At 63.1% G+C, this 26,905-nt stretch carries 26 protein-coding genes; 16 read left to right on the top strand and 10 right to left on the bottom strand.

The features are described from left to right. Window positions 1–16: 16 nt before the first annotated feature. From LMG28727_RS06220 to LMG28727_RS06160, 13 genes are all read left to right on the top strand, one after another. Window positions 17–991 carry a quinone oxidoreductase family protein gene (locus LMG28727_RS06220; RefSeq protein ID WP_201641884.1) on the top strand — a complete coding sequence of 325 codons (975 nt, stop codon included), beginning with the start codon at window positions 17–19 and terminating at the stop codon, window positions 989–991. A gap of 305 nt (window positions 992–1,296) precedes the next feature. Next, window positions 1,297–1,410: a hypothetical protein gene (locus LMG28727_RS06215; protein WP_007175652.1), complete on the top strand. Its 114-nt coding sequence runs from the start codon at window positions 1,297–1,299 to the stop codon at window positions 1,408–1,410. After that, a complete protein-coding gene (gene kdpF, locus LMG28727_RS06210) occupies window positions 1,407–1,499 on the top strand; it encodes a K(+)-transporting ATPase subunit F (RefSeq protein ID WP_201641446.1) in 93 nt (30 codons plus the stop codon). Before LMG28727_RS06215 ends, kdpF begins: the two co-directional genes overlap by 4 nt. Then, window positions 1,496–3,301: a potassium-transporting ATPase subunit KdpA gene (kdpA, locus tag LMG28727_RS06205; RefSeq protein ID WP_201641445.1), complete on the top strand. Its 1,806-nt coding sequence runs from the start codon at window positions 1,496–1,498 to the stop codon at window positions 3,299–3,301. Before kdpF ends, kdpA begins: the two co-directional genes overlap by 4 nt. Window positions 3,302–3,368: 67 nt before the next feature. Further along, on the top strand, window positions 3,369–5,453 hold the full coding sequence (gene kdpB, locus LMG28727_RS06200; protein ID WP_201641444.1) for a potassium-transporting ATPase subunit KdpB: 2,085 nt from the start codon (window positions 3,369–3,371) through the stop codon (window positions 5,451–5,453). Between the two features lie 30 nt (window positions 5,454–5,483). After that, window positions 5,484–6,062, top strand: coding sequence for a potassium-transporting ATPase subunit KdpC (gene kdpC, locus LMG28727_RS06195; RefSeq protein ID WP_201641443.1), 579 nt, complete (start codon window positions 5,484–5,486; stop codon window positions 6,060–6,062). A 166-nt stretch (window positions 6,063–6,228) separates the two neighbouring features. Further along, on the top strand, window positions 6,229–9,177 hold the full coding sequence (locus LMG28727_RS06190; RefSeq protein ID WP_236591632.1) for a DUF4118 domain-containing protein: 2,949 nt from the start codon (window positions 6,229–6,231) through the stop codon (window positions 9,175–9,177). After that, entirely contained in the window at window positions 9,170–9,868 is a 699-nt protein-coding gene (gene kdpE / locus LMG28727_RS06185) for a two-component system response regulator KdpE (RefSeq protein ID WP_201641442.1), read from the top strand. Before LMG28727_RS06190 ends, kdpE begins: the two co-directional genes overlap by 8 nt. A 145-nt stretch (window positions 9,869–10,013) precedes the next feature. After that, the gene (gene sugE / locus LMG28727_RS06180; RefSeq protein ID WP_201641441.1) at window positions 10,014–10,334 is read left to right on the top strand and encodes a quaternary ammonium compound efflux SMR transporter SugE; all 321 of its coding nucleotides are present in this window, start codon (window positions 10,014–10,016) and stop codon (window positions 10,332–10,334) included. 279 nt (window positions 10,335–10,613) lie between these two features. Further along, complete coding sequence (locus LMG28727_RS06175) at window positions 10,614–11,225, top strand: DUF4126 domain-containing protein (protein WP_201641440.1); 612 nt, start codon at window positions 10,614–10,616, stop codon at window positions 11,223–11,225. Then, on the top strand, window positions 11,222–13,810 hold the full coding sequence (locus LMG28727_RS06170; RefSeq protein WP_201641439.1) for an ABC transporter permease: 2,589 nt from the start codon (window positions 11,222–11,224) through the stop codon (window positions 13,808–13,810). The genes LMG28727_RS06175 and LMG28727_RS06170 overlap by 4 nt, the downstream gene beginning before the upstream one ends. A 111-nt stretch (window positions 13,811–13,921) precedes the next feature. Continuing rightward, on the top strand, window positions 13,922–14,335 hold the full coding sequence (locus LMG28727_RS06165; protein WP_201641438.1) for a group II truncated hemoglobin: 414 nt from the start codon (window positions 13,922–13,924) through the stop codon (window positions 14,333–14,335). After that, on the top strand, window positions 14,328–15,044 hold the full coding sequence (locus tag LMG28727_RS06160; protein ID WP_201641437.1) for a DUF924 family protein: 717 nt from the start codon (window positions 14,328–14,330) through the stop codon (window positions 15,042–15,044). Before LMG28727_RS06165 ends, LMG28727_RS06160 begins: the two co-directional genes overlap by 8 nt. Before the next feature lie 221 nt (window positions 15,045–15,265). Here the strand turns inward: LMG28727_RS06160 and LMG28727_RS06155 are convergent, their stop codons facing one another. The 10 genes from LMG28727_RS06155 to LMG28727_RS06110 all read right to left on the bottom strand — a co-directional run bounded on the left by LMG28727_RS06155 (window position 15,266) and on the right by LMG28727_RS06110 (window position 22,980). Next, window positions 15,266–16,012 carry an SDR family oxidoreductase gene (locus LMG28727_RS06155; protein ID WP_201641436.1) on the bottom strand — a complete coding sequence of 249 codons (747 nt, stop codon included), beginning with the start codon at window positions 16,010–16,012 and terminating at the stop codon, window positions 15,266–15,268. Between the two features lie 198 nt (window positions 16,013–16,210). Continuing rightward, the gene (locus LMG28727_RS06150; protein WP_201641435.1) at window positions 16,211–16,795 is read right to left on the bottom strand and encodes an LOG family protein; all 585 of its coding nucleotides are present in this window, start codon (window positions 16,793–16,795) and stop codon (window positions 16,211–16,213) included. A gap of 2 nt (window positions 16,796–16,797) precedes the next feature. Then, window positions 16,798–17,523, bottom strand: a complete 726-nt coding sequence (locus tag LMG28727_RS06145) for a TetR/AcrR family transcriptional regulator (protein WP_201641434.1) — start codon at window positions 17,521–17,523, stop codon at window positions 16,798–16,800. Window positions 17,524–17,861: 338 nt separating this feature from the next. Then, the gene (locus tag LMG28727_RS06140; protein ID WP_201641883.1) at window positions 17,862–18,545 is read right to left on the bottom strand and encodes a diacylglycerol kinase; all 684 of its coding nucleotides are present in this window, start codon (window positions 18,543–18,545) and stop codon (window positions 17,862–17,864) included. Continuing rightward, on the bottom strand, window positions 18,545–19,576 hold the full coding sequence (locus LMG28727_RS06135) for a glycosyltransferase family 4 protein (RefSeq protein ID WP_201641433.1): 1,032 nt from the start codon (window positions 19,574–19,576) through the stop codon (window positions 18,545–18,547). The genes LMG28727_RS06140 and LMG28727_RS06135 overlap by 1 nt, the downstream gene beginning before the upstream one ends. Before the next feature lie 32 nt (window positions 19,577–19,608). Next, complete coding sequence (locus LMG28727_RS06130) at window positions 19,609–20,547, bottom strand: UDP-2,3-diacylglucosamine diphosphatase (protein ID WP_201641432.1); 939 nt, start codon at window positions 20,545–20,547, stop codon at window positions 19,609–19,611. 125 nt (window positions 20,548–20,672) lie between these two features. Continuing rightward, window positions 20,673–21,194, bottom strand: coding sequence for an RDD family protein (locus LMG28727_RS06125; RefSeq protein WP_201641431.1), 522 nt, complete (start codon window positions 21,192–21,194; stop codon window positions 20,673–20,675). A 13-nt stretch (window positions 21,195–21,207) separates the two neighbouring features. Continuing rightward, complete coding sequence (locus LMG28727_RS06120; protein ID WP_201641430.1) at window positions 21,208–21,975, bottom strand: DUF3106 domain-containing protein; 768 nt, start codon at window positions 21,973–21,975, stop codon at window positions 21,208–21,210. Window positions 21,976–21,991: 16 nt separating this feature from the next. Beyond that, window positions 21,992–22,420: a DUF3619 family protein gene (locus tag LMG28727_RS06115; RefSeq protein ID WP_201641429.1), complete on the bottom strand. Its 429-nt coding sequence runs from the start codon at window positions 22,418–22,420 to the stop codon at window positions 21,992–21,994. Then, window positions 22,417–22,980: an RNA polymerase sigma factor gene (locus tag LMG28727_RS06110; RefSeq protein WP_074763516.1), complete on the bottom strand. Its 564-nt coding sequence runs from the start codon at window positions 22,978–22,980 to the stop codon at window positions 22,417–22,419. The genes LMG28727_RS06115 and LMG28727_RS06110 overlap by 4 nt, the downstream gene beginning before the upstream one ends. A gap of 363 nt (window positions 22,981–23,343) precedes the next feature. Between LMG28727_RS06110 and LMG28727_RS06105 the strand changes: the two genes are divergently transcribed. From LMG28727_RS06105 to ilvC, 3 genes are all read left to right on the top strand, one after another. Then, window positions 23,344–25,107 (top strand): acetolactate synthase 3 catalytic subunit, encoded by a 1,764-nt coding sequence (locus LMG28727_RS06105; protein ID WP_201641428.1) that lies wholly within the window; start codon window positions 23,344–23,346, stop codon window positions 25,105–25,107. A 134-nt stretch (window positions 25,108–25,241) separates the two neighbouring features. Then, window positions 25,242–25,733 carry an acetolactate synthase small subunit gene (ilvN, locus tag LMG28727_RS06100; protein WP_042327505.1) on the top strand — a complete coding sequence of 164 codons (492 nt, stop codon included), beginning with the start codon at window positions 25,242–25,244 and terminating at the stop codon, window positions 25,731–25,733. 109 nt (window positions 25,734–25,842) lie between these two features. Then, complete coding sequence (gene ilvC / locus LMG28727_RS06095; protein ID WP_074763518.1) at window positions 25,843–26,859, top strand: ketol-acid reductoisomerase; 1,017 nt, start codon at window positions 25,843–25,845, stop codon at window positions 26,857–26,859. The last annotated feature ends 46 nt before the right edge of the window (window positions 26,860–26,905 follow it).

Here is a 26,905-nt window from a genome sequence, read left to right as displayed (position 1 = left end):
ACATCAAGGAGACATGATGGCGAAAGCAATCCGATTCGATAAGCCCGGCGGCCCCGAGGTGATGAAATGGGTCGACGTCGAAGTCGGCGAACCCGGCGCGGGCGAGATTCGCATCCGGCAGACGGCGGTCGGGCTGAACTATATCGACGTGTATTTCCGCACGGGTCTGTATCCGCTGCCGTTGCCGGGCGGGCTCGGCATGGAAGCAGCGGGTGAGGTGACCGCCGTGGGTGCGGGCGTTACCGGTCTGAAAGCGGGCGACCGCGTGGCCTATGTCGCGCGTCCGCCGGGCGCGTATGCGCAGGAGCGGGTATTGCCGGCGGTGCAGGCTGTCAAGTTGCCCGACGCGGTGAGCGACGAGCAGGCCGCCTCGGTGATGCTGCAAGGTCTGACCGCGCAATATCTGCTGCGCCGCACGTATCCGGTGAAAGCGGGCGACACGATCCTGATCCAGGCCGCGGCGGGCGGTGTCGGTCTGCTGGCGTGCCAGTGGGCCAAGGCGCTGGGCGCGACGGTGATCGGCACGGTCGGGTCCGACGAAAAAGCCGAGGTTGCGAAGGCGCACGGCTGCGATCACGCGATCGTCTATACGCGCGAGAACTTCACGAAGCGCGTGCGCGAAATCACCGACGGCGCGGGCGTGCCGGTCGTGTATGACTCGATTGGCAAAGACACCTTTACGGGGTCGCTCGACTGCCTCGCGCCGCTCGGCCTGTTCGTGAGCTTCGGCAATGCATCGGGTCCGTTGCCGCCGATCGATTCGTCGGAATTCGCCGGACGCGGCTCGCTGTTCTTTACGCGTCCGACGCTGTTCACATACATCGCGAAGCGCAGCGATTACGAGGCGATGTCGACGGAACTGTTCGACGTGCTGGTGTCGGGCAAGGTGAAGGCGAGTGTGAATCAGCGTTATGCGCTAGAAGATGTCGGGCAGGCGCATGCCGATCTCGAAGGCCGCAAGACCACGGGTTCGACGGTGCTGATGCCGTAAAGAACGTCGATAGCATGGGCACGTTGTTCGCCCCCCACGGTAAGTCACCGGCCGGTTAGCGCGATACCGAAATCCCCGCACTAACCGGCCCTGAGCGGCACTAACCGGCACTGAGCGCCGCGAACTGCGCACGCCCACGCCACGCTGCAATCCCCGCGTGCCCACCCCAAGGCCGTTCACTCTCACGATGGAACGGCCTTGTTCGTTTACACGATTTTTACGCGCTTCCCCCGATCTTTGACCAGCCCTTTAGACGGTTCGGCATACCGTTCCATTTATCCAAAGTCCGTGAATGGAGAACAAAAATGGATGTGCTGTATGTCGGGGGGCTGGTGCTGTTTGCCGCGCTGACCTTTGCATTGATTGCCGGCTGCGAGAAGTTGATGCAGTTCCGGCGCGGCCAGGGAGCACGGTCATGAACTGGATTCTCTGGTTGTCCGCAGCGGCCACCGCGCTGCTGTTTGCCTATCTGGTCTATGCGCTGTTGCGCGCGGAGGACATTGAATGAACTCGAACAATGTCCTGCAAGCGGGCCTTTTTATCGTCGTGCTGCTGGCCTGCGCCGTGCCGATGTCGCGCTATCTGAGCGCGGTGATGGACGGCAGTTCGCGCGTGGTTCGCCTCGGCGGTCCGCTCGAACGTTTGCTGTATCGGGTCGCGGGCGTCGATCCAGCGCAGGAAATGAGCTGGAAACACTACGCGGTTGCGACGATCGCGTTCAACGTGCTCGGCACGGTGTTCCTGTATGTGCTGTTGCGCGTGCAAGGCTGGCTGCCGGGCAATCCCCAGAAGTTCGGCGCAATGACGGTCGACAGCGCGTTCAATACGGCGGTCAGTTTCGTCACCAACACCAACTGGCAGGACTACACGCCTGAGCAAACCGTCGGCTATCTGACGCAGATGCTCGGCCTGACCGTGCAGAACTTCCTGTCCGCCGCCACCGGCATCGTGGTGGTGATCGCGCTGATTCGCGGCTTCGGGCGCCACACCGCGCAAACCATCGGCAACTTCTGGGTCGACATCACGCGGGTGACGCTGTACGTGTTGCTGCCGATGGCGGCGATCGTCGCAGCTCTGCTGATGAGTCAGGGCGTGATCCAGAACTTCAAGGCCTATCAGGACGTACCGACGCTGCAAACCACCAGCTACGCCGCGCCGAAGCTCGACGCACAAGGCAATCCGGTGAAGGACGCGAAGGGCAATCCGGTCACGGTCGATACGCCGGTCAAGACGCAAACCATCGCGATGGGCCCGGTGGCGTCGCAGGAAGCGATCAAGATGCTCGGCACCAACGGCGGCGGCTTCTTCAACGGCAACTCGGCGCATCCGTACGAAAACCCGACGCCGTTCTCGAACTTCGTGCAGATCCTCTCGATCCTGATCATCCCGGCCGCACTGGCGCTGGTGTTTGGACGCATGATCGGCGACCGCAAGCAGGGCGTTGCAGTGCTGGCGGCGATGACGATTGCGTTCGGCGTATGCGTGTTCGGCGAAATTGGCGCAGAGCAGAGCGGCAATCCTGCACTGACCGCATTGAACGTCGATCAGTCGGCGAATGCGTTGCAGTCGGGCGGCAATGCGGAAGGCAAGGAAACGCGTTTCGGTATCGCGCAATCGGGCATCTTCACGGTCGCAACGACCGCGGCTTCCTGCGGCGCCGTGGCCAATACGCATGACTCGCTGACGCCGATTGGCGGCCTCTACCCAATGCTGCTGATGCAACTCGGTGAGGTGATCTTCGGCGGCGTGGGTTCCGGTATGTACGGGATGCTCGTGTTCGCGTTGCTGGCGGTGTTCGTCGCGGGCCTGATGATCGGGCGCACGCCGGAATACGTCGGCAAGAAGATCGAAGCGTACGAAATGAAGATGGTGTCGATCGTCGTATTGCTGACGCCGCTGCTGGTGCTGGTCGGCACGTCGATCGCGGTGCTCAGCGACGCGGGCAAGGCCGGTATCGCCAACCCCGGCGCGCACGGCTTCTCCGAAATCCTCTACGCGTTCAGTTCGGCCGCCAATAACAACGGCAGCGCGTTTGCGGGTCTGACGGTCAGCACACCGTTCTACAACTGGCTCACTGCCATCGCCATGTGGTTCGGCCGCTTCGGCACGATCATTCCGGTGCTCGCGATTGCCGGCTCGCTTGCCGCCAAGAAGCGCATCGGCGTGACGGGCGGCACGCTGCCCACGCACTGCCCGCTGTTCGTCGTGCTGCTACTCGGCACGGTGCTGCTGGTAGGCGCGCTGACATATGTGCCTGCGCTTGCACTCGGCCCGGGTGTCGAACATCTGATGATGATGGGCGCGCATTGATGCGTTTGCTCTGATGACTGATGCGACCAACGGCTGAACAAGCGCAAATGGGATATTCGAGGATTCAATGACTGAACATAATGCAACCAGGTCCATGTTCGACCCGGCGCTGCTGCGCCCGGCGATTGTGGACTCCTTCAAGAAGCTCACACCGCGCACGCAGTTCCGCAATCCGGTGATGTTCTGCGTGTACGTCGGCAGCATTCTGACGACCATTCTGTGGGTCGCCGCGCTCGGTGGCCAGGCCGAGGCGCCGGCGGGCTTCATTCTCGCGGTCACGTTGTGGCTGTGGTTCACGGTGCTGTTCGCGAACTTCGCGGAAGCGCTCGCCGAAGGGCGCTCGAAAGCGCAGGCGGCGTCGCTGCGCAGCGCGAAGAAAGACGTGATGGCGAAGAAGCTCAACGAGCCGCATCCGAAGTCGCCGATCCGCATTCTGACGGCTTCCGATCTACGCCGCGATGACGTCGTGCTGGTCGAAACCGGCGACGTGATTCCGGCCGACGGCGAGGTGATCGAAGGCGTCGCGTCGGTCGACGAATCGGCGATCACCGGCGAATCCGCGCCGGTGATCCGCGAGTCGGGTGGCGATTTTTCATCGGTGACGGGTGGCACGCGGGTGCTGTCGGACTGGATCGTCGTACGCGTGACGGCGAATCCGGGCGAGGCCTTTCTCGACCGGATGATCGCGATGGTCGAAGGCGCGAAGCGTCAGAAGACGCCGAATGAAATCGCGCTGACCATTTTGCTGGTCGCGTTGACCATCGTGATGCTGCTGGCCACCGCCACGCTGCTGCCGTTCTCGATGTTCTCCGTCGAAGCGGCGAAAGCGGGCCATGTGGTGACGATTACCGCGCTGGTCGCGCTGCTCGTATGTCTGATCCCGACCACCATCGGTGGCTTGCTGTCGGCGATCGGTGTGGCCGGCATGAGCCGGATGATGCAGGCAAACGTGATCGCCACCTCGGGCCGTGCTGTCGAAGCAGCCGGGGACGTCGACGTGCTGCTGCTCGACAAGACCGGCACGATCACGCTCGGCAACCGTCAGGCGTCGCAGTTCGTGGCCGCGCCGGGGCTGACCGAAGAAGCGTTAGCGGATGCCGCACAGTTGTCGTCGCTGGCCGATGAAACGCCGGAAGGCCGCAGCATTGTTGTGTTGGCCAAGCAGCGCTTCAACATCCGTCAACGCGACATGGCTTCGCTACATGCTGTGTTTCTGGCATTCACTGCGCAAACGCGCATGAGCGGCGTCGATCTGCCTGGCCGCGAAATCCGCAAAGGCGCTTCCGACGCCGTCAAGCACTACGTCGAAGTCAACGGCGGCCGCTTCCCGAATGAGGTGAGCAATACCGTGGCCGAAGTGGCACGGCGCGGCAGCACGCCGCTGGTCGTCGCGGAGAAAAGCGAGCAGGGCGCACGCGTGCTCGGGGTGATCGAGTTGAAGGACGTGGTGAAGGGCGGCATCAAGGAGCGCTTCGCCGAGCTGCGCAAGATGGGCATCAAAACGGTGATGGTGACCGGCGACAACCGGCTGACCGCAGCGGCCATCGCGGCGGAAGCAGGCGTCGACGATTTCCTCGCGGAGGCTACCCCCGAAGCAAAGCTCGCCACCATTCGTGCGCACCAGGCCGAAGGCCGTCTCGTCGCGATGACCGGCGACGGCACCAACGACGCCCCCGCGCTCGCGCAAGCCGACGTCGCGGTGGCGATGAACACCGGCACCCAGGCGGCGAAAGAAGCCGGCAACATGGTCGACCTCGATTCGAATCCGACCAAGCTGATCGAGATCGTCGAGATCGGCAAGCAGATGCTGATGACGCGCGGCTCGCTGACGACGTTCTCGATTGCGAACGATATCGCCAAATACTTCGCGATCATTCCGGCCGCGTTCGCGACGACGTATCCGGCGCTGAACGCGCTGAATGTGATGCATCTGGCCACGCCCGCGTCGGCCATCATGTCGGCGGTGATTTTCAACGCGCTGATCATCGTGCTGCTGATTCCGCTGGCGCTCAAAGGCGTGCGTTATCGCGCGCTCGGCGCGGCGATCCTGTTACGCCGCAATCTGCTGATTTACGGGCTGGGCGGGATCATCGTGCCGTTCATCGGTATCAAGCTGATCGATATGGTGCTGGCCGCATTCGGCTGGGTTTGAAGGCACTGAGTTCAAAAGGAACGACACATCATGAAAAATCTGTTCCGTCCGTTGATCGTGATTTTCGCGGTCCTGACCGCCGTCACCGGACTCGCTTATCCCGCTGTGATGACCACCGTCGCTCACGTGGCCTTCCGCGATCAGGCCAACGGCAGCCTGATCGAACAGAACGGCAAACTGGTCGGCTCGCAGTTGATCGGTCAGCAGTTCGACGCGCCGCAGTACTTCTGGGGACGTTTGTCGGCGACCAACCCAATGCCGTATAACGCGCTCGGCTCGGGCGGCTCGAACCTCGGGCCGACCAACCCTGCGTTGCTCGACGAAGTGAAAGGCCGTCTCGATGCATTGAAGGCCGCCGGTACCGATATGTCGAAGCCGGTTCCTGTCGATCTGGTGACTTCGTCGGGCAGCGGTCTCGATCCTGAGATCAGTCCGGCTGCGGCCGCGTATCAGATCGAACGGGTCGCGAAAGCGCGCCAGCTTGCGCCGAATGACGTGCAGGCGCTGGTCGATCGTTACACGAGCGGCCGTCAGTTCGGCATTCTCGGCGAGCCGCGCGTGAACGTGCTGAAGCTGAATCTGGCACTCGACGAGATGAAGCGCGGTTAAAGGCGGTCGCAGGCCAAAGGCGGCGTCATTCAGACGCCGCCTTTACCTTTTCCGCCCAACCTGGTCCACCCATCCCGAGTCACGCTGCGCCCGTTATTTGCGAGCCAGCCTGCGCCGTGCCACCATGCACACACCGCCGCTCGTCTACCGATGAAAACCACCACGCATGAACCGTCCCGATCCTGACGAACTGCTCGACAAGTTGCAACGCGACGAAGAAAAGCGTCAGCGTGGCAGGCTGAAAATTTTCTTCGGCGCATCGGCGGGCGTGGGCAAGACTTACGCGATGTTGCAGGCGGCGCGCCGCCGTCACGATGAAGGAGCGGACGTCGTAGTCGGCATCGCCGAAACGCATGGGCGCAGCGAAACGGCCGCGCTGCTCGACGGACTCGCCGTGCTGCCGCTTGCGCGGATCGACTATCGCGGCCGCAAGCTCGCCGAGTTCGATCTCGACGCCGCGCTGGAGCGCAAACCTCAACTGATTCTCGTCGACGAACTGGCCCATTCGAACGTGCAGGGCGCGCGGCATCTGAAGCGCTGGCAGGATGTCTACGAACTGCTCGACGCGGGCATCGACGTTTACACGACGGTCAACGTCCAGCACCTCGAAAGTCTGAACGACGTGGTCGGACAGATCACCGGAATCCGCGTCTGGGAGACAGTCCCTGACCGCGTGTTCGATCATGCCGACGAAGTCACGCTGGTCGATCTTCCCGCCGAGGAATTGCTCGACCGGATGCGCGACGGCAAGGTGTATTTGCCGCAGCAGGCCGAGCGCGCGGTGCGCAACTTCTTCCGCAAAGGCAATCTGATTGCGCTGCGCGAGCTGGCGTTGCGCCGCACCGCCGATCGCGTCGATGCGCAGATGCGGGAATATCGCGCCGACCGTTCGATCCAGCGTATCTGGCAGGCGCGCGAACGCTTGCTGGTGTGTGTCGGCCCGGGTCCCGAAGCGCCTGCGCTGGTGCGCGCGGCGGCGCGTCTTGCCGCGAGTCTCAAAGCCGACTGGCTCGCCGTCTATGTCGAAACCCCCGCGTTGCAGCGTCTGCCCGACGCGCGCCGCGAACGCACGCTGAACGCGTTGAAGCTAGCCGCCGAACTCGGCGCGGAAACCGCCACGCTCGCGGCCGCCGATGCGCTCACCGCGCTGATCGGCTATGCGCAGGCGCGCAACGTGTCGAAGCTGGTCGTGGGTGCGTCGTCGCGGACCGGCGTGCGGCGCTGGCTGCGCAAGCCGCTCGGCGAGCGGATCGCCGAACAGTCGGGCGAGCTCGATCTCACGCTGATTCGAGCGTCGTCGGTCCACGCCGGCGGCGAGCATCGCCAGCTGCTGAACACGACCGCGAATGCATGGCGCGAGGCGTTGAGCGCGGCGCGCGAACGCCGCTCGCCGCCGCGCGCCTATGGCATCGCGCTGGCGATTTGTGCGGCCATCACGCTACTGTCGAGCCAGTTGATCGACCGTATCGATCTGGCGAATCTGGTGATGCTGTATCTGCTCGGCGTGATTTTCACCGCAGTGAAACTGGGCCGTGGACCGGGCGTCGTGCTGTCGTTTCTCAGCGTGGCGGCGTTCGATTTCTTCTTCGTGCCGCCGCGCATGTCGCTGTCGGTATCCGACACGCAGTATCTGCTGACCTTCTTCGGGATGCTGCTGACGTCGCTCGTGATCAGCCATCTGACGTCGAGCCTGCGCCGCGAAGCCAGTGTCGCGCGCCGTCGCGAGCAGCGCACCGGCGCGATGTACGCAATGGCGGGTGAACTGGCGGCGGCGCTGACTACCGAACAGATCGTCGGCATTGGCAGCCGGCATGTCAGCGAGGTGTTCGGCGCGCGCGTGGCGATTCTGCTGCCCGATAGCGCCGATCAGGTCAAACAGAAGATCGAAGACCCCGATGCGGCGATCACACTGGAAGGCGAGTTGCTCGATAGCGATGTCGGTCAATGGGTCTACGATCAGCAAAAGCCCGCCGGTCACGGCACCGATACGTTGCCCGCCGCCAGCGCGCTGTATCTGCCGCTCAAGGCGCCGATGCGCACGCGCGGCGTGCTCGCGGTGGTGATGCGCGACGAGCGCGAACTGGACGTGCCCGAACAGCAGCGCATGCTCGACGCGTTCGCCGCGCAGATCGCACTGGCGCTGGAGCGGGTGCACTACGTCGATATCGCGCGCGATGCGCTCGTCAATATGGAATCGGAACGGCTGCGCAACTCGCTGCTGTCGGCGATCTCGCACGATCTGCGCACGCCGTTGACGACCATCGTCGGTTTTTCGTCGATGCTCGCGCAATCGCGCGACGCGCATCCCGGTGCGCAGCCCGGCGACGATCTGGTCGAGGCGATTCACGAAGAAGCGCTGCGGATGACCGGCATCGTCACGAATCTGCTCGATATGGCGCGGCTGCAAGCGGGCAGTCTGCAACTGAACCAGCAATGGACGCTGCTCGAAGAAACCGTCGGCGCGGCGTTGCGTGCGTGCAAGCGCGTGCTCGCGGGTCATCCGGTGCAGGTGAAATTGCCCGCTGACCTGCCGCTGCTGCATCTCGATGCGGTGTTGATGGAGCGGCTCTTTTCGAATCTGTTCGAAAACGCGGCCAAATACACCGCGCCGGATAGCCCATTGCAGATCGGCGCAGCACGCGTCGACATGGATGGCAAGCCGCTAGTCCGCGTGACGGTCGACGATCACGGCCCCGGTCTGCCGGCCGGCATGGAAGCGCGCGTGTTCGAAAAATTCACGCGCGGCGAGAAGGAGTCGGCGAAGCCGGGCATCGGTCTGGGGCTCGCGATCTGCCGTGCGATTGTCGAAGCGCACGGCGGTACAATCGGCGCGCGCAACCGGCTGGCTCCGGACGGCCGCGTGGAAGGCGCGCAGTTCTGGTTCACGCTGCCGGTGGATACGCCGCCCGATGCGCCGGATTCGCTGGAAAACGAAGGCGCCGATCTGCTGGTTCACGCCGACATGGGTTCAGACATGCATACCGGCCCGCGCGCGGAGGTCGAGGCCGCGCTGCCTGCGGCAACCGGCATCGCACCCGACACCGCAATCGGCGCAAATCACACCACCAACAACGCTTTCCCTCCCAACCCGCTGCCCAAACCGACCCATGAGTGACCCGAGCATCACAGTCGTCCTGATCGAAGACGAAAAGCAGATTCGCCGCTTCGTGCGCACGGCGCTGGAAGGCGAGGGCATCGTCGTGCACGACGCCGAAACCGGCAAGCAGGGTCTCGTCGAAGCCGCGACGCGCAAACCCGATCTGGTGATCGTCGATCTCGGCCTGCCCGACACCGACGGCCTCGACGTGATTCGCGAATTACGGGGCTGGAGCGAGTTGCCGGTGATCGTGCTGTCGGCGCGGACCCAGGAAAGCGAAAAAGTCGCCGCACTCGACGCCGGTGCCGACGACTACCTGACCAAGCCGTTCGGTGTCTCCGAATTGCTGGCTCGGATCCGCGCGCATATGCGCCGACGCAACCAGGGCGGCGCGAACGAATCGCCGCAGGTGCGATTCGGCGCGGTCGTGGTCGATCTGGCTTTACGGCAGGTCACGCGCGACGGCGCGGCGATTCATCTGACGCCGATCGAATACCGGCTGCTCGCGACGCTCGTGCGGCACGCGGGCCGCGTACTGACGCACCGGCAGTTGCTACGCGATGTGTGGGGACCGTCGCATGTCGAGAGTCATCACTATCTGCGCATTTACATGGCGCATTTGCGCGGCAAGCTGGAGCGCGATCCGGCGCAACCTGAGCATATCGTCACGGAAACGGGTGTCGGTTATCGGCTGGTCGGGGCGGCTTAAAGCGTGAAATCGGACGGCTTGATTTAACGTTCTGCGCGTCGCAATTCAGCGAAGACTTCATTTTGATATAATTACGTTTCGTAAGGACGACCTTACGGATTGGTCACAAACGGGGACGGCCCCATTTCTTTTATGGAGCTGTCTCATGTCCTGGTTTCTTCTGTTGATTGCCGGTTTGCTCGAAGTTGCGTGGGCCGCCGGTCTCAAAACTTCTGAAGGTTTCACGCGCCTGTGGCCGTCCGTGTTCACGATCGTGACCGCGCTCGGCAGCTTCGCGCTGCTCGCCGTCGCGATGCGCCAGTTGCCGCTCGGCACCGCCTACGCCGTATGGACGGGGATCGGCGCGGTCGGCGCATTCATCTTCGGGATCGTGATGATGGGCGAGGCGCTGACGGTAGCGCGGGTCGCCAGTGCAGCGCTGATCGTGATCGGATTGATTGGGCTGAAGCTGTCATCGGGGCATTGAGTTTCTTTTTTATTGCCTGATTCGGCGAGTTAATCAATTCCGCGAGAATACGGCCGGTATGCCGATCGGTGTGTCGGTTCTACATCAGTTGAAGCCACCAATTAATTACTCGCTGCGGCCGGTGAATTAACGTGGCTATAATGAGATGGAATACATCTGACGTTGCCCGCGGCCACTTTGGCGCGGCCGGCTTGGCGCGGGTCTGACGACTTCGAGGCGGGCTTTTCTCCGACCCGCCCGTCGAAGCGCCCGGCACGCACAGCGCGCCTGGAGGCGGCCATGCTTGAATCACTTTCGCTTGCTGCGGGTCTCTCATGGGGCAGCGGCCTGCGCCTCTATCTGACGGTCCTGCTGGCCGGCGTGTTCGAACGCCTCGGCCTGATCCATCTTCCCGATACGCTGTCCGCGCTGTCGTCGCCGTGGGTAATCGGCGTGGCGGCGGTGTTGACCATCACCGAATTTCTCGCCGACAAGATTCCCGCGTTCGATTCGCTATGGGACGCGATTCACACGTTCATCCGCATTCCGGCTGGCGCGGTGCTGGCCGCCGGTGCGCTCGGCCATGCCGATCCGGCGTTGCTGACGGTCGCCGCGCTCGCGGGCGGCACGCTGGCAGGCACCGCGCATCTGGCGAAAGCGGGCACGCGCGCGCTGATCAATCTGTCGCCGGAACCGGTGTCGAATGTCGTGACGTCGACCGCTGAAGATGGTCTGGTGGTCGGCGGCATGCTGCTGGCGTTGTTCGTGCCGCTGATCTTTCTGGTGTTGATGGTGGGCTTCCTGATGCTGGCCGGCTGGGCATTGCCCCGGCTCTGGCGCGGCGTGCAGGGCGGTTTTCGCGGCATGGCGACCCATATGGTGTCGCGGTTTGCCAGGAGCAGGCACGATTGAGCGATACGGTACGGGGTTCCACGGCGCGCGCTAACGCAGGGTTGAAGCCGGCGCGCCGTTTCGGCGGCATGGATCTGTTGCGCCAGGCTATCCGCATGACGGCGCGCGACTGGCGCGCAGGCGAATTGACGATGCTGCTGCTGGCGCTGGTGCTGGCCGTCGCGGCTTTGTCGAGTGTCGGCTTTCTGGCTGACCGGCTGCATCAGGGACTGGAGCGCGACGCGCGGCGCATGATCGGCGCCGATTTCATCGTCCGCGCAGATCATCCTGTCGATCCGGTCTTTACCGAACAGGCCAGAACGCTGGGTCTTAACACGGCCAGCACGGCGATCTTCCCCAGCATGATCAACTCGACCGGCGCGCAGCCGGTTTCGCGGCTGGCCGCGGTGAAGGCGGTGTCGCCGGGTTATCCGCTGCGGGGGGCGCTGCGGATCACCTCCGCGCCGGGCGCAGCGGACCATCCCGCTCAATCGATTCCGGCGCCGGGCACCGTGTGGGTCGATCAGGCGCTGCTCGATGCGCTGAAGCTGCATGTCGGCGATCCGGTGAAGGTCGGCAATCGCAGCTTCACGATCGGCGCGGTGATCACGCGTGAGCTCGATCGGGGCTTTTCGTTCGTCAATTTCTCGCCGCGTCTGATGCTGCGCGCCGATGAAGTCCAGTCGACCGGGCTCATCACGTTCGGCAGCCGCGTGACTTACCGGTTGCTGGTGGCAGGCGCGGATACAGCGGTGGGGCGCTTTGCACAGTTCGCGCACGACAAGGTAGACGGCGGCAAGATGCGCGGCGTCGCGCTCGAATCGTTGCAGGACGGCCAGCCGCAAGTGCGCCAGACACTCGATCGCGCGAGTCATTTCCTCACGCTCGTGTCGTTGCTGACCGCGCTGCTCGCGGCGGTGGCGATTGCGATGGCTGCGCATCGTTATATGCGCCGGCATCTGGACGGCTGTGCGGCGATGCGCTGTCTGGGCGTCAGTCAGAGGGCGCTGCGTTCGCTGTTTACGCTGGAATTCGTCGGGCTCGGGTTGATCGGCGGCGCGCTGGGTGTCGGGCTGGGTTTTCTCGGCCATCTCGCGTTGTTGACATGGCTCGGTTCGCTGATCGACGTCGCGCTGCCGTATCCGACTGGATGGCCCGCGCTCGAAGGCATTGCGGCGGGTCTCGTGCTGCTGCTCGGTTTCGCGTTGCCGCCGCTGTTGCCGCTTACCCGCGTGCCGCCGGTGCGCGTGCTGCGTCGCGAATGGGGCGAAGCCGGGCGCACTGCGTGGGCCGCCTACGCGCTCGGCATCGTCTTGTTCGCCGGGTTGCTGATCGTTGCGGCGGGCGAGTTGAAGCTCGGCGGAATCGTCGCGGGCGGCTTTGCAGGCGGACTGCTGGTGTTCGCATGCATTGCGCGGCTGGCGCTGTGGGGCGCAGCCCGCTTCGTGCGCAGCGAGCGGGTGAATGCGGGAATTGGCTGGCGTTACGCGCTGGCATCGCTCGAACGGCGCAGCAGTGCCAGCGCATTGCAGATCACCGCGCTCGGCATCGGCCTGATGTGCCTGCTGCTGATCGCGATGACGCGCGACGATCTGGTCGCCGGCTGGCGCAAATCGACACCGCCCGATGCGCCGAATGAATTCATCATCGACATCCAGCCCGATCAGCGCGACGCCGTCACGCACTATCTCGACGCGCACGGCGTGCCCGGCACGGTGCTCGCGCCGATGGTGCGCGGGCGGCTGACGTCAATCAACGGCAAGCCGGTCAATCCGGATTCGTTCAAGGGCGACGACGCGAAGCGTCTGGTGGACCGGGAATTCAATCTGTCGTACACGACGGAATTGCCCGACGACAACCGGATCGCCGCCGGCAACTGGTACGGCGACACGAAGACGCCGCAGATCTCGATCGAGCAGGGGCTCGCCAAGCTGCTCAACGTGAAGCCAGGCGACACACTGCGTTTCGATGTGACCGGTTTGCAGATCGACGCGCCGGTGACGAGCGTGCGCAAGCTCGACTGGGGCTCGTTCAGGGTGAACTTCTTCGTGCTGATGCCGCCTGCCGCGTTGCAGGATTTTCCGGCGACGTTCATCACGAGTTTCCATCTGCCGCCGGAAAAACAGTCGACCATTGACGGCCTGATCGCCGCCTATCCGAATCTCACCGCGATCGACACAGGTCCGATCCTCGCGCAGATCCAGCGCGTGTTGCAGCAGGTAATCGGCGCGGTGCAGTTTCTGTTCGCGTTCACGCTCGCGGCGGGCGTGCTGGTGTTGTACGCGGCGCTTGCCGGCACGCGTGACGAGCGTATGCGAGAATCCGCGCTGCTGCGCGCGCTGGGCGCGTCGCACAAGCAGGTGCGAGCAGTGCAGGTTGCCGAGTTTGTCGCGGTCGGTGCGCTGGCCGGGTTGATGGCGGCGGTGGGCGCGCAGATTATCGGCTGGATCCTGGCGACTCGCGTGTTCGAGTTTTCTCTCAGCTTCGATCCGTGGCTGCTGCCTGCCGGCATTGCGGCCGGTGTCGCCTGCGCGGGCGTGGGCGGCTGGCTGAGCTTGCGGCATGTGCTGGCACGGCCCGCGCTGCAGTCGCTGCGGGACGCGTGACGGCTTGAGTGAAGGGTTGTGCGCCGGGCTGTGCGCCGGGTTGCACGCTGAATTTGCGCAGCTTTTCTTTCTGGTTGTTTTTAAGGTTGTTTTTGGTTTGATGGGCAGGTTATGAGCGATTTGAACGACGAAGTGACCACGGCCAAGCCGTCGGCCTTCGATCTGGTAGGCGGCGAGGCGCGCGTGCGCGAACTGGTCGACCGGTTTTATGACCTGATGGATCTCGAAGCGGATTTCGCCGGTATTCGCGCGTTGCATCCGGAGTCGCTCGACGGTTCGCGCGACAAGTTCTTCTGGTTTTTGTGCGGCTGGATGGGCGGCCCGGATCACTACATCAGCCGGTTTGGTCACCCACGGTTGCGTGCGCGGCATATGCCGTTTCCGATTGCTTCCAGCGAGCGGGATCAGTGGCTCCGATGCATGGCGTGGGCGATGGAAGATATCGGTCTGGACGACCCGCTGCGGGAGCGCTTGCTCGCGTCGTTTTTCGAGACCGCTGACTGGATGCGCAATCGCAATGGTTGAGCGGGAGCCGGAGCCGGGCGAAGCGTGCGGTGCGATGTCGGCGGATTATGCCGCGCTCGCCCCGGACGCCCGCGCGGTTCTGGATTGCTGGTTCGGTGAGCCGGGTTCGCCGGCTTTCGGCCAGGAGCGCAAGCTCTGGTTTGCGCGCGACAAGGCGTTCGACGCGATGTTGCGTGAGCGCTTTGGTGAGCTGATCGACGCGGCGAATGGAGTGGAAAGCGCGGTGGACGGCGCGGTGGAGAGCGCGGCGGCAAACACGGTGGCAAACGCGGCCACAAATGACGCCACGCCCGACCGCTGGCAAGCAACCCCACTTGGCGCATTGGCGCTGATCATCGTGCTGGATCAGTTTTCGCGGAACTGTCACCGCAATACGCCGCGTGCGTTCGCCGCCGATCACAAAGCATTGGAAGTCGCGCAACGGCTGATTGCGAGCGGGGGCGATCGATTATTGCCTGGCGCGCATCATCGCGCGTTCGCTTATCTGCCGTTCGAACACGACGAAACGCCGGCCAGCCAGCGCGAATCGCTGCGTCTGTTCAAGCAGCTCGAAGCGGAGCCGGGCGGCAAGTCGTACTACCGGTTCGCCGAGCGGCACGCGGCGATCATCGAGCGCTTTGGACGTTTCCCGCATCGGAATGCCGTGCTGGGGCGTGCATCGACCGCTGAGGAGATCGCGTTTTTGAGCAAGCGCGGCTCGTCTTTTTAGCGGCGTCCGGTGCTCCTCATCTAGAGATCTCCGCAGCCATTACGCTGGCTGCAGGTTCGTGGGAACCCGGAACGGGACAACCCTCTGCTTTCCAATCGAACATTGCCCGTGTCCGCAGGGCAGTCCGGCGTGCGCGCACTTCTCGGCAATTAGATGGGAACTCGTGATGGGAAGGGGAAACGCGCGGTGTCTAGCCGCGGGTTGCGCGGGCGGCGCTATGCCTAGCGTCCGCCGGCAACGTCGAGTATCGCGCCGGTCACATACGAGGCCGCATCGCTGAGCAGCCACACAATCGATTGCGCCACTTCATCTGCGCTGCCAGGCCGGCCCAGCGGCGTGGACGCGCCCAGCTGGGCGGCGCGATCGGGCTTGCCGCCGCTCGCATGAATTTCCGTATCGATCAGCCCAGGGCGCACCGCATTCACGCGCACGCCCTGCGGGCCGAGTTCCTTGGCGAGGCCGAGCGTCATCGTGTCGATCGCGCCTTTCGAACCGGCGTAATCGACATATTCGTTCGGCGAACCCAGCCGCGCCGCCGCCGACGACACATTGACGATCACGCCACCTGCGCCGCCACGATCCTTCGACATGCGCCGCGCGGCTTCGCGCGCGCAAAGATACGCGCCGAGCACGTTGACCTCGAACACGCGCTTCAGCCGCGCGAGGTCCATGTCGGCGAGCTGGCTCGACGGCGCGACGATTCCCGCGTTGTTGACGAGCGCATCGAGCCGGCCGAACTTCTGTTGAACCGCGTCGAACATCGCGATCACATCGGCTTCGTTCGCGACGTCGCCGGGAATGGGCAACGCGCGGCCACCGGCACGCTCCACTTCCGCGACGGTTTGCTCGGCAGCGGCGAGATTCTGCGCGTAGTTCACCCCAACGGACCAGCCCTGCGCACCGAGTAGACGCGCGCTCGCGCGGCCAATGCCGCGGCTTCCACCTGTGATCAGAACGGCTTTCGTCATTGCAACCTCATTGTTTGGGGGGCATGCGGGCTGTGCGGGCCGCGCTGACTGTGCGGATCGCGCAGCGGATCTCGCTCGCGCTCACGCGCGGCATGCAGGAAGCGGGGGCGGCCAAGGCGCGCGGCGTGCGACAGAAACGAGCCGCAATCGACTCACGCGAGGCCTGAGCCGCTCACGCGCCGGGCGGGTTACGCCGGGTCAAACGGCGTCGCGTTTGATCGCCCACTTGTCGGCGACAGGCGGCTCATAGCGTTGCAGCTTGCCGATCAGTGCAGCAGGGTCTGCGTCGACCTGAAGGATGTCGAAATACGCCTGCCGCATGAAGCCTTCGTCGACCGTGTGCTGGAGCAGGTTGATCAACGGATCGTAGAAGCCGTCGATGTTCAGCAACGCCACCGGCTTCTGGTGATAGCCGAGTTGCGCCCACGTGAAGACCTCGAAGAACTCTTCGAGCGTGCCCACGCCGCCTGGCATCGCGACAAACGCGTCGGACAGGTCCGCCATCATCTTTTTCCGATGATGCATATCGGGCACGACGTGCAACTCGGTCAGCCCGTTATGGCCGACTTCCTTGTTGACCAGCAGCTCGGGAATCACGCCGATTGCGCGGCCGCCTTCGGCCATCACCGTGTCGGCGATCACGCCCATCAGGCCGACCTTGCCGCCGCCGTAGACCAGCGCCAGATCGGCTTCGACCAGCGCGCGGCCGAAGGCTCGCGCGGCTTCCGTATAAAGAGGTTTGGCTCCGTTGGCGGAGCCGCAATACACACACACCGCCTTCATGCTTAAACGTCCTTGGGTTCGTTGCGGGGCGCGGCGCCTTCCTTGGGCGGAAGATAGTCGTAAAACTCGCGCTTGGGCAGCTTGCCGGACACGAGGTCGTCGAAAATCTGCCGCGAGCGGCCGCGCAGATAAGGCGCCATCAGCGACACGATCTGCACGCTCACCTGATGCAGCTCCGCGCGAATCGCTTCCTGCTCGTTGTACTTGCGCGGATTCATCACGAACTGATACGACAGCCAGTAAGTGCCGATCACGCCGACGTTGGTCGCGATGACCTGCATCTCTTCGGGCGTGACGACCATTTCGCCGTCGGCGATGAGTTGCTCGCAGAACTGCCCGGCAAAACGCACCTTGTGGCTGATGATCTGCTTGAAGTGCGTTTCGAGCGTGCGGTTGCGCGCGAGCAGGTCGTTCAGGTCGCGATACAGGAAACGGTAACGCCAGGTGAAGTCGACCATGTATTGCAGATACGACCACATTTCGTCGATGGTCGCGCGATGGTCGTCGGGGAAACGCAGACGCTTTTCAATCTCCTGCTCGAACTGGCTGAAGATGCTGTTGATGATGTCGTCTTTGTTGCGGAAGTGGTAGTACAGGTTGCCTGGACTGATTTCCATTTCCTCGGCGATGGTCGTCGTCGTGACGTTCGGCTCGCCGATTTCGTTGAACAGCTTCAACGAGAGTTCGAGAATCCGTTCGCGCGTGCGGCGGGGAGGTTTGGCTTCCATGTCGTCCGGCCCTGGTTACGCCGGGCTGTGCGCGTGGCGGCATGCCGCTGCTGCGTGATCCACCCGGACGCGGTTGGTATATAGGTCTGTCGGACGATTATAAACCGTGCGTTCTTATCCTCAGCGTTTTCGTGCGGCGAATAAATCCGGACGAGGCAAAGCCGTGCCGCGGACACTTTTAGATTGGTTTTTGGCTTTTCTGCACGGGTGCTTCGCTCTTTTTTACCGCTTGGATGTGTCGTTGCGCCGGCCGGTCGGTAAATCGGTGAGGGGGCGCCCGTCATGGGATTCGAGCGTCGCATGTGCTCACATCGTCGTCGCCACACGCATGCCAATCCTCACAGCCACGCGCCGACCCACCGGACCACCAGCGGCCCGACGATCAGCCCCCACGTCATCACACACATGCCGAGCGCCACCATCACCGCCGCACTGCCAAGGTCCTTGGCGCGGCGCGACAACTCGTGGCGTTCGAGCGAAATCCGGTCGATCGCCGCTTCCACGCTCGAATTCAGCAACTCGACGATCAGCACCAGCAGCACCGAGCCGAGCAACAGCACGCGCGACACCGGATCGACCGGCACCAGCACGCCGCACGGAATCAGGATCGCGGCGAGCGTGAGTTCCTGGCGGAACGCGCTCTCCTCGCGGATCGCCACCTGAAACCCGGCGAGCGAGTTTTTCATCGCGTGCCACGCGCGGGTGAGGCCGCGATTGCCCTTGTACGGATTGAAGGGCATCGGCGCGAGCGGATCGTCGGGGCTGAGCGGTTCGTGCTGGGTGTCGGGAGCGTGGCCGGGCGGGTTGCCGCCGGCCTCGTCCGCGGGATCAGCGCTGCCGGCGCCGCTGATCCCGCTCACATTATTGACGCCATTCACGCCATTCAAACCGTGCGCGGGCGCGGGCGCGCCAAGTTCGCTGACATCGTCGAACGGCTCGACGCTGGCGGTCTCGCCGTCGGTACGGACGGCGCGTCTCACTGTGGATGAGCTGCTTCGCATGGACGGCTCCGCGCTCCGCATCACGCGGCGGCGCTTTCCTCGCGATACGAGGTATGCGGCAGCGGCTTCAGATGCGCAGCGAATTGCGCCGATGCCGCTGCCCACGAGAAGCGTTCCGCCCACGCGCGCGCATGCTCGCGGTCGATCTTCAGTGCTTCGAGACAGGCCTCGCGCAGATCTTCGTTCATCGCGCCGGCACCGCCGTTTTCGAGCACGTCGATCGGGCCCGTGACCGGATAGGCTGCGACCGGCGTGCCGCACGCGAGCGCTTCGAGCAGCACGAGTCCGAACGTATCGGTACGGCTCGGGAACACGAAGACGTCCGCGGCCGCGTACACCTTCGCCAGTTCGGCCTGGGTCAGCACGCCTAGATAGTTGACCGACGGATAGCGCGACTTCAGTTCGGCGAGCGCCGGGCCTTCACCCGCGACCCACTTCGAACCCGGCAGATCGAGCTTCAGAAACGCCTCGACGTTTTTCTCGACCGCCACGCGTCCCACGTACAAAAAGATCGGACGCGCGGAGTTGAGCACCTTCGAGTCCATCGGATGAAAAATCTCGAGGTCGACGCCGCGCGTCCACAGCACCACATTCGTGAAGCCGAATTTTTCGAGGTCCTGTTTGACGACCGGCGTAGGCGCCATCACGGCCAGTGACGGCTTGTGGAACCAGTGCAAAAACTTGTACGTCGCCGACAGCGGCATGCCGAAGCGCGCCTGCACATATTCCGGAAAGCGCGTGTGATACGCGGTGGTGAACGGCAACTTATGACGGATCGCATAAGCGCGTGCGGCCATGCCGAGCGGGCCTTCGGTGGCGATATGCAGCGCGTCGGGCGCGAACGCGTCGATGCGCGCGCGCAGCTTGCGGCCCGGCAGCAGCGACAGACGAATCTCAGGATAGGTCGGGCACGGAATCGTTTTGAATTCGAGCGGCGTCAGCAACTCGACGCGGTGACCGAGCGCGCTCAGCTCGCGCGTGGTGTTTTTCAGCGTACGCACGACGCCGTTGACCTGCGGTTCCCATGCGTCGGTGACGATCATGATCTTCATCGGTTTCGGCCCAATTGAAGTGGTAAGAGGCACTACGCGGTCGCCCGGGCCTTTTGAGCGCCGGCTTCCGGGGCGCGCATCACGGTCCAGTAAATCACTTTGAGTTCGCCTTCGTATGTCTCGACGAGTGCCGACAGACTCTCGACCCAATCGCCGTCGTTGCAATACAGCACGCCGTCGATATCGCGCATCTCGGCTTTATGGATATGCCCGCAGACCACGCCGTCGCAGCCGCGGCGGCGCGCTTCGTCGGTCATCACGGTTTCGAACGACGAGATGAAATTCACCGCGTTCTTCACCTGATGCTTCAGGTATTGCGACAGCGACCAGTACGGGAAACCGAGCCGGTTGCGGATCCGGTTGAACCAGCGGTTCAGGACCAGGATCATCGTGTAGAGCGTGTCGCCGAGGTAGGCGAGCCACTTCGCGTGCTGGATCACGCCGTCGAACAGATCGCCGTGCACGATCCACAGCCGCTTGCCGGCGAGCGTCGTGTGAAACGCTTCGCCACGCACGTGGATGTCGCCGAACGCGAGGTCGCAGAACTGGCGCGCGGCTTCGTCGTGATTGCCCGGCACGTAGATCACCTGAGTGCCTTTACGTGCTTTACGCAGCACCTTCTGCACGACGTCGTTGTGCGCCTGCGGCCAGTACCAGCCTTTTTTCAACTGCCAGCCGTCGATGATGTCGCCGACGAGGTACAGATATTCCGACTCGTTATGGCGCAGGAAATCGAGCAGATAGTTCGCCTGGCAACCGCTCGATCCGAGATGGATGTCGGACAGCCAGATCGTGCGGTAGCGATGCGGATCGGCGTGCTCGTCTTCGGGATGACTGGCGTGGCTGTCTTGCGGTGGCGTCACGGGTAACGGCAAACCGTGACTGGGGCTGGGTTCCGGGAGGAACGCGACGGAGTCGACGCTCGGGCCGGTCTGGCGGAACAGGGAAGTCGCGGACGTTTTGGGGTCCATGGCTCACGCGTCGAGTTGCAGTGCCCGTATTGAGCCAGGCGCGCGTGACTGTGCCATGACAGTCATGAGAAGTTCTTATTACTGCCGGGCGTGTTGTCGGGCGTGTTGCCGGGAAGACAGCGGATTCAGCGAGTGACGCCGATGATGCGGGTACCCGCGAGGCGGTCGTGCAGGAATTGACGTTGCGGATCGAAGCGGCCGGTGGCGGCCCACAGCACGAACCAGATGCCCGCGATCACCAGCGTCTGCGGCAAACGCAGACCCAGCAGCGGATGCAGCGCGAGCGGCGGCAGGAACCACAACCACGCGAGCACATAGCGGGCGATTGCGCGGGCGGTGGAGAGCGGTGAGCCGTCAGCCGCGACCACGCGCAGGCGCCACGTTTTCATCGGCAACGTCTGGCCGCTGTGCGTCCAGAACCAGACAAAGTACACGCCGACCACGAGGCCGATCCACGCTGCGAGCAGGTTGTGATGGGTCAGTCCGTTGCGTTGCTGCGTCAACGTGCTGAACAGATAGCCGGCGATAAACACCACGCCGAACAGGATCAGTGCCTCGTAAAGCAGCGCAGCGAGCCGGCGACGGACGGTGGGGACGATGCTGGGCGCATCGGCGGGCAGGGATGAGGTAGTCAGGGGCTGGGACACGATGGCGGTCCGCTCAGGAACCCTTGAAGATCGACGGCGCGTCGGCGGGCGAAACGGGCAAGGGCGTGGCGGGGACGAAACTGCCCGCAGCCGGCGTGGCCGGAACGCCGGATGCGGCCGCCGGACCCGGCAATGCCTCGGCTGCCGCTGCGCTTGCCGCCGCTACGCCGCTCGCGCCATGCTCGCGCGCGTTGACGAGGCGGTCGATCCCTTTGATTTCGTTATGTCCGGACGGCGGCGCACTGACGACGCTAGGCCGCCGCTTACGCTCGCTGGCGGCCAGCTTTTCCTTCTGTTCCGGCGACAACTGCTGATAAGCCTTCCACGCGTTCTGACGGGTCTCGCGCGGCAACTCTTTCGACACCTGATAGTTTTCACGGGCGACACGGCGCTGATCGGGCGTCATGCGCACCCACTCGCTCATCCGGTCATGCAGGCGTTTTTGCGTATCCGGCGACATTTTTGGATAACGCGACGCGATCTTGATCCATTTCCGCTTGCGCTCGTCGCTGAACGAATCCCACTGGGCTTCGAAAGGGGCGAGCGCGAGATGTTCGGCTGACGTCAGGCGTGACCACGCGAGCGGGCTGGTGCTGCCAGCCAGATCCGGTAACTCGACAGCGAGGGTGGGGGCGGGAGCCCTGGCGGTCGCATTGCTGCCGGCCGACGGGCCGCTGGCAGGCGACGTGCCCGGGTGAAAGCGCGGATAGGTCGCGGCGAACGACACCAGAGCCGCGATCGCGCATCCGAATACAACGGCCAGGCCGCGCTTGTAACTCACCCGAAGAATCTCCCGCTCAGTGGGCGCGTGAAAGGTACGCGTTAAAGCCGTGGTCGAGATAGGCATTGAGCGGCAGGTCGTCGCTAAGCATGGCGGCATCGATATCGGCGAGTTCGGCGGTGCGCTGCTGGTCTTCCCAGTACGCAATGCCGATCAGGCTCGCCACCAGCGCAGCGAGCGGCCACGCCAGCGCAAAGCGGCTCAGCTTCGAGCGGCGGCGCTGCGGAAGTTCGGGTTGCGCGAGACCGGTCGGCATGCCCGCGCCGGCGAATGCGGGCACGAACACCGGCGCACTGACCGTGTCGGGCTTCTTGCGGGCAAGCGCGGCACGGCGCGCCGCGGCGAGTCGGTCGACGGTGGCGGGGGCAATGCTGGCGGCGTTTTCGTCGAGTGCGCGGCGCACCTGGCGGGCGAACTCGAGTTCTTTGGTTTCGAGGGAGCTCATAGCGTGATTCCTTTGGCCTTGAGCGCTTGCGCCAGCGTGTGGGTGGCCCGCGAACAGTGCGTTTTCACACTGCCTTCGGAGCAGCCCATCGCGGCGGCAGTCTCGGCGACATCCATATCTTCCCAATAACGCATGAGAAACGCCTCCCGTTGACGTGCCGGCAATTTTTGGATCTCGTCGTCGATCAGTTGCAATACCTGTTCGCGTTCGAGTTTTTGCTCATTGCTCTCGGCGCCGGCCGAGCCTTGCTGGGCTTCGAATGTTTCCAGCGGATCGAATTCGTCGTCGTCGGCGTTGCCCAGCGACGAAAACAGACTCACCCAGGTATTGCGTACTTTCGCACGACGGAAATAGTCGTGCATTGCATTTTGCAGAATACGCTGAAACAGCAGCGGAAGTTCGGCGGGTGGACGGTCGCCGTATTTTTCGGCGAGCTTGATCATCGCGTCCTGCACGATATCCAGCGAGGCGTCGTCGTCCCGCACGGCGTAGACCGTCTGCTTGAATGCGCGCCTTTCGACGCCCGCCAGAAAGTCGGCGAGTTCCTTGTCTGATGCCATCCGTTGGGGGTCGGCGCAGCGAGCGTGCGCGTAATCGGTCGAAAAATGTCGTAAAGCTCGCGGATGCTAACAAACTTTTGTGAAGGCTGGGGTGAAACATGTCCTGGCTTGCATTTCGATAACAAAAATTGCAGAAGGATGACGGTCAGCGTGGATTCGGGGGCAGGGCGCAAAGGCAATATTTGCTTGACCGCGCGTCCATCTGCAGATATCTTCGCTGGTTCGCAACATAAGTGAGTTGTCTCAATTGAGGTGTGGCCCAAGAAGCTCACCTGTCAACTGGACGCGCCGCTTGAACCCGAGTCACGAGCCCGGCAGAGAGCACCCGATCAATTTTTTGCCGAAAATTCGAAAGGTGAATAAATGAATATGCCCAGCGCGGAATTCTCCACGTCGGATACGACCCCCCATCAGGATGCTGACTCTATCGGCGCCACCGTGCTCATGAAGGCACTGGCCGACGAGAACGTCGAATACATCTGGGGCTATCCCGGCGGCTCGGTACTCTACATTTACGACGAGCTGTACAAGCAGGACAAATTCCAGCACGTCCTCGTGCGTCACGAACAGGCCGCGGTCCACGCCGCCGACGCCTATGCGCGTTCCACCGGCAATGTCGGTGTGTGTCTCGTGACCTCCGGCCCCGGCGTCACCAATGCGGTGACTGGCATCGCGACCGCCTACATGGATTCGATTCCAATGGTGGTGATCAGCGGCCAGGTGCCGACTGCCGCGATCGGTCAGGATGCGTTTCAGGAGTGCGATACGGTCGGCATCACGCGTCCTTGCGTGAAGCACAACTTCCTCGTGAAAGATGTGCGCGACCTCGCCGCTACCGTCAAGAAAGCGTTTTACATTGCCCGTACCGGTCGTCCCGGCCCGGTGCTGATCGACATTCCGAAAGACGTGTCGAAGGCGCCTTGCCAATATGAACCGCTCAAGAGCGTGTCGCTGCGTTCGTATAACCCGGTTACGAAGGGCCACTCCGGTCAGATCCGCAAGGCGGTTTCGCTGCTGCTGTCGGCGAAGCGCCCGTATATCTACACCGGCGGCGGCATCATTCTCGCGGACGCATCGCGTGAGCTGAACCAGTTCGCCGACCTGCTCGGCTACCCGATCACCAACACGTTGATGGGTCTGGGCGGCTACCGTGCGAGCGACAAGAAATTCCTCGGCATGCTCGGCATGCACGGTACGTACGAAGCCAACATGGCAATGCAGCACTGCGACGTGCTGATCGCCATTGGCGCGCGCTTCGACGACCGCGTGATCGGCGACCCGGCGCACTTCGCGTCGCGTCCGCGCAAGATCATCCATATCGACATCGATCCTTCTTCCATTTCCAAGCGCGTCAAGGTCGACATTCCTATTGTCGGCGACGTGAAGGAAGTGCTGAAAGAGCTGATCGAACAGTTGCAGACCGCCGAGCATGGCCCGGACACCGCGGCCCTCGCCGACTGGTGGAAAGACATCGAAGCCTGGCGCGCGAAAGACTGCCTGAAGTTCGACCGCAAGAGCGACATCATCAAGCCGCAGTACGTGGTGGAAAAGGCGTGGGAATTGACCGACGGCAATGCCTTCGTGTGTTCCGACGTCGGCCAGCACCAGATGTGGGCCGCGCAGTTCTATCGCTTCAACAAGCCGCGTCGCTGGATCAATTCCGGCGGTCTCGGCACGATGGGCTTCGGTCTGCCGGCGGCGATGGGCGTGAAGATGGCGCACCCGGACGACGACGTGCTCTGTATCACGGGCGAAGGCTCGATCCAGATGTGTATCCAGGAGCTCTCGACCTGCAAGCAGTACGAGACGCCCATCAAGATCATTTCGCTGAACAACCGCTATCTGGGCATGGTGCGCCAGTGGCAGCAGATCGAATACAGCAAGCGTTATTCGCATTCGTACATGGATGCGCTGCCTGACTTCGTGAAGCTCGCCGAAGCGTACGGCCATGTCGGCATGCGTATCGAACGCACGGCCGATGTCGAGCCGGCGCTCAAGGAAGCACTGCGCCTGAAAGATCGCACTGTGTTTCTCGATTTCCAGACCGATCCGACCGAAAACGTCTGGCCGATGGTTCAGGCCGGCAAGGGCATCACCGAGATGCTCATGGGTTCGGAAGATCTATAACGGCGGCTCGTTTGGGCTTACTCAAGTAAGCCCAGCGCCGGCTTCGTCACGCACGTCTTCAAAAAAGGCGACAGCGGACGAAGCGGCGCCGAACCGCTCGCGGACATCGACAAAACATCTGGAAGAAGCGAAACATGAGACACATCATTTCAGTCCTGCTGGAAAACGAACCGGGCGCGTTATCACGCGTGGTTGGTCTCTTCTCGGCACGTGGCTACAACATTGAAACCTTGACGGTGGCTCCGACCGAAGACCGTTCGCTGTCGCGCATGACCATCGTCTCCATTGGCTCGGACGACGTGATCGAACAGATCACGAAGCATCTGAACCGCCTTATCGAGGTGGTGAAAGTGGTCGACCTTACCGAGGGTGCCCACATCGAACGCGAGCTGATGTTGATCAAGGTAAGGGCGGTCGGCAAGGAACGTGAGGAGATGAAGCGGATGTCGGACATTTTCCGCGGCCGCATCATCGACGTCACCGAAAAGACCTACACGATCGAACTGACGGGCGCGGCCGACAAGCTCGACGCCTTCATCGAAGGGCTCGATTCCACGGCCATTCTCGAAACGGTCCGTACCGGAAGTTCGGGCATTGGGCGCGGCGAGCGCATTCTGAAGGTCTGACGCGCGTCACGATCGAACGGCTGGGCAGTACCCGATCAACCCGGCCAGCAGCACACTATTCGCAGTATTTGAATTTCACTGAATCATCGAATTTAGCCAAGGAACTGACATGAAAGTTTTCTACGACAAGGACGCCGACCTCTCCCTCATCAAGGGCAAGCAAGTCACCATCATCGGCTACGGCTCGCAAGGCCATGCTCACGCGCTGAACCTGAAGGAAAGCGGCGTGAACATCACCGTTGGCCTGCGTAAGGGCGGCGCATCGTGGAGCAAGGCTGAGAACGCCGGCCTGCAAGTCAAGGAAGTGGCAGAAGCCGTCAAGGGCGCAGACGTCGTCATGATGCTGCTGCCGGACGAGCAGATCGCAGAAGTCTACGCAAAGGAAGTGCACGCTAACGCCAAGCAAGGCGCAGCGCTGGCATTCGCACACGGCTTCAACGTTCACTACGGTCAAGTGATCCCGCGTGCTGACCTCGACGTCATCATGATCGCACCGAAGGCACCGGGCCACACGGTTCGCGGCACCTACTCGCAAGGTGGCGGTGTGCCCCACCTGATCGCTGTTGCGCAAGACAAGTCGGGCGCCGCACGTGACATCGCTCTGTCGTACGCTGCGGCGAACGGCGGCGGCCGTGCCGGCATCATCGAAACGAACTTCCGCGAAGAAACGGAAACCGACCTGTTCGGCGAACAGGCTGTTCTGTGCGGCGGTACGGTCGACCTGATCAAGGCTGGTTTCGAAACGCTGGTTGAAGCTGGCTACGCGCCGGAAATGGCGTACTTCGAGTGCCTGCACGAACTGAAGCTGATCGTCGACCTGATCTACGAAGGCGGCATCGCGAACATGAACTACTCGATCTCGAACAACGCCGAGTACGGCGAGTACGTGACGGGTCCGCGTATCGTGACGGCTGAAACGAAGAAGGCGATGAAGGCTGTGCTGACCGACATTCAGACGGGCGAGTACGCAAAGAGCTTCATCATCGAAAACAAGGCTGGCGCACCGACGCTGCAATCGCGTCGCCGCCTGACGGCTGAGCACCAGATCGAAACGGTCGGTGCAAAGCTGCGTTCGATGATGCCGTGGATCGCTGCGAACAAGCTGGTCGACCAGTCGAAGAACTAAGCATGGGTTGCAAAGGTCCGGCAACGTCGTAACAGCCGGACAAATC

The sequence above is a fragment of the Paraburkholderia metrosideri genome (genome assembly GCF_904848625.1).
Classification (GTDB): Bacteria; Pseudomonadota; Gammaproteobacteria; order Burkholderiales; family Burkholderiaceae; genus Paraburkholderia; species Paraburkholderia metrosideri.
This window is presented reverse-complemented; position numbering and strand designations above follow the sequence as displayed.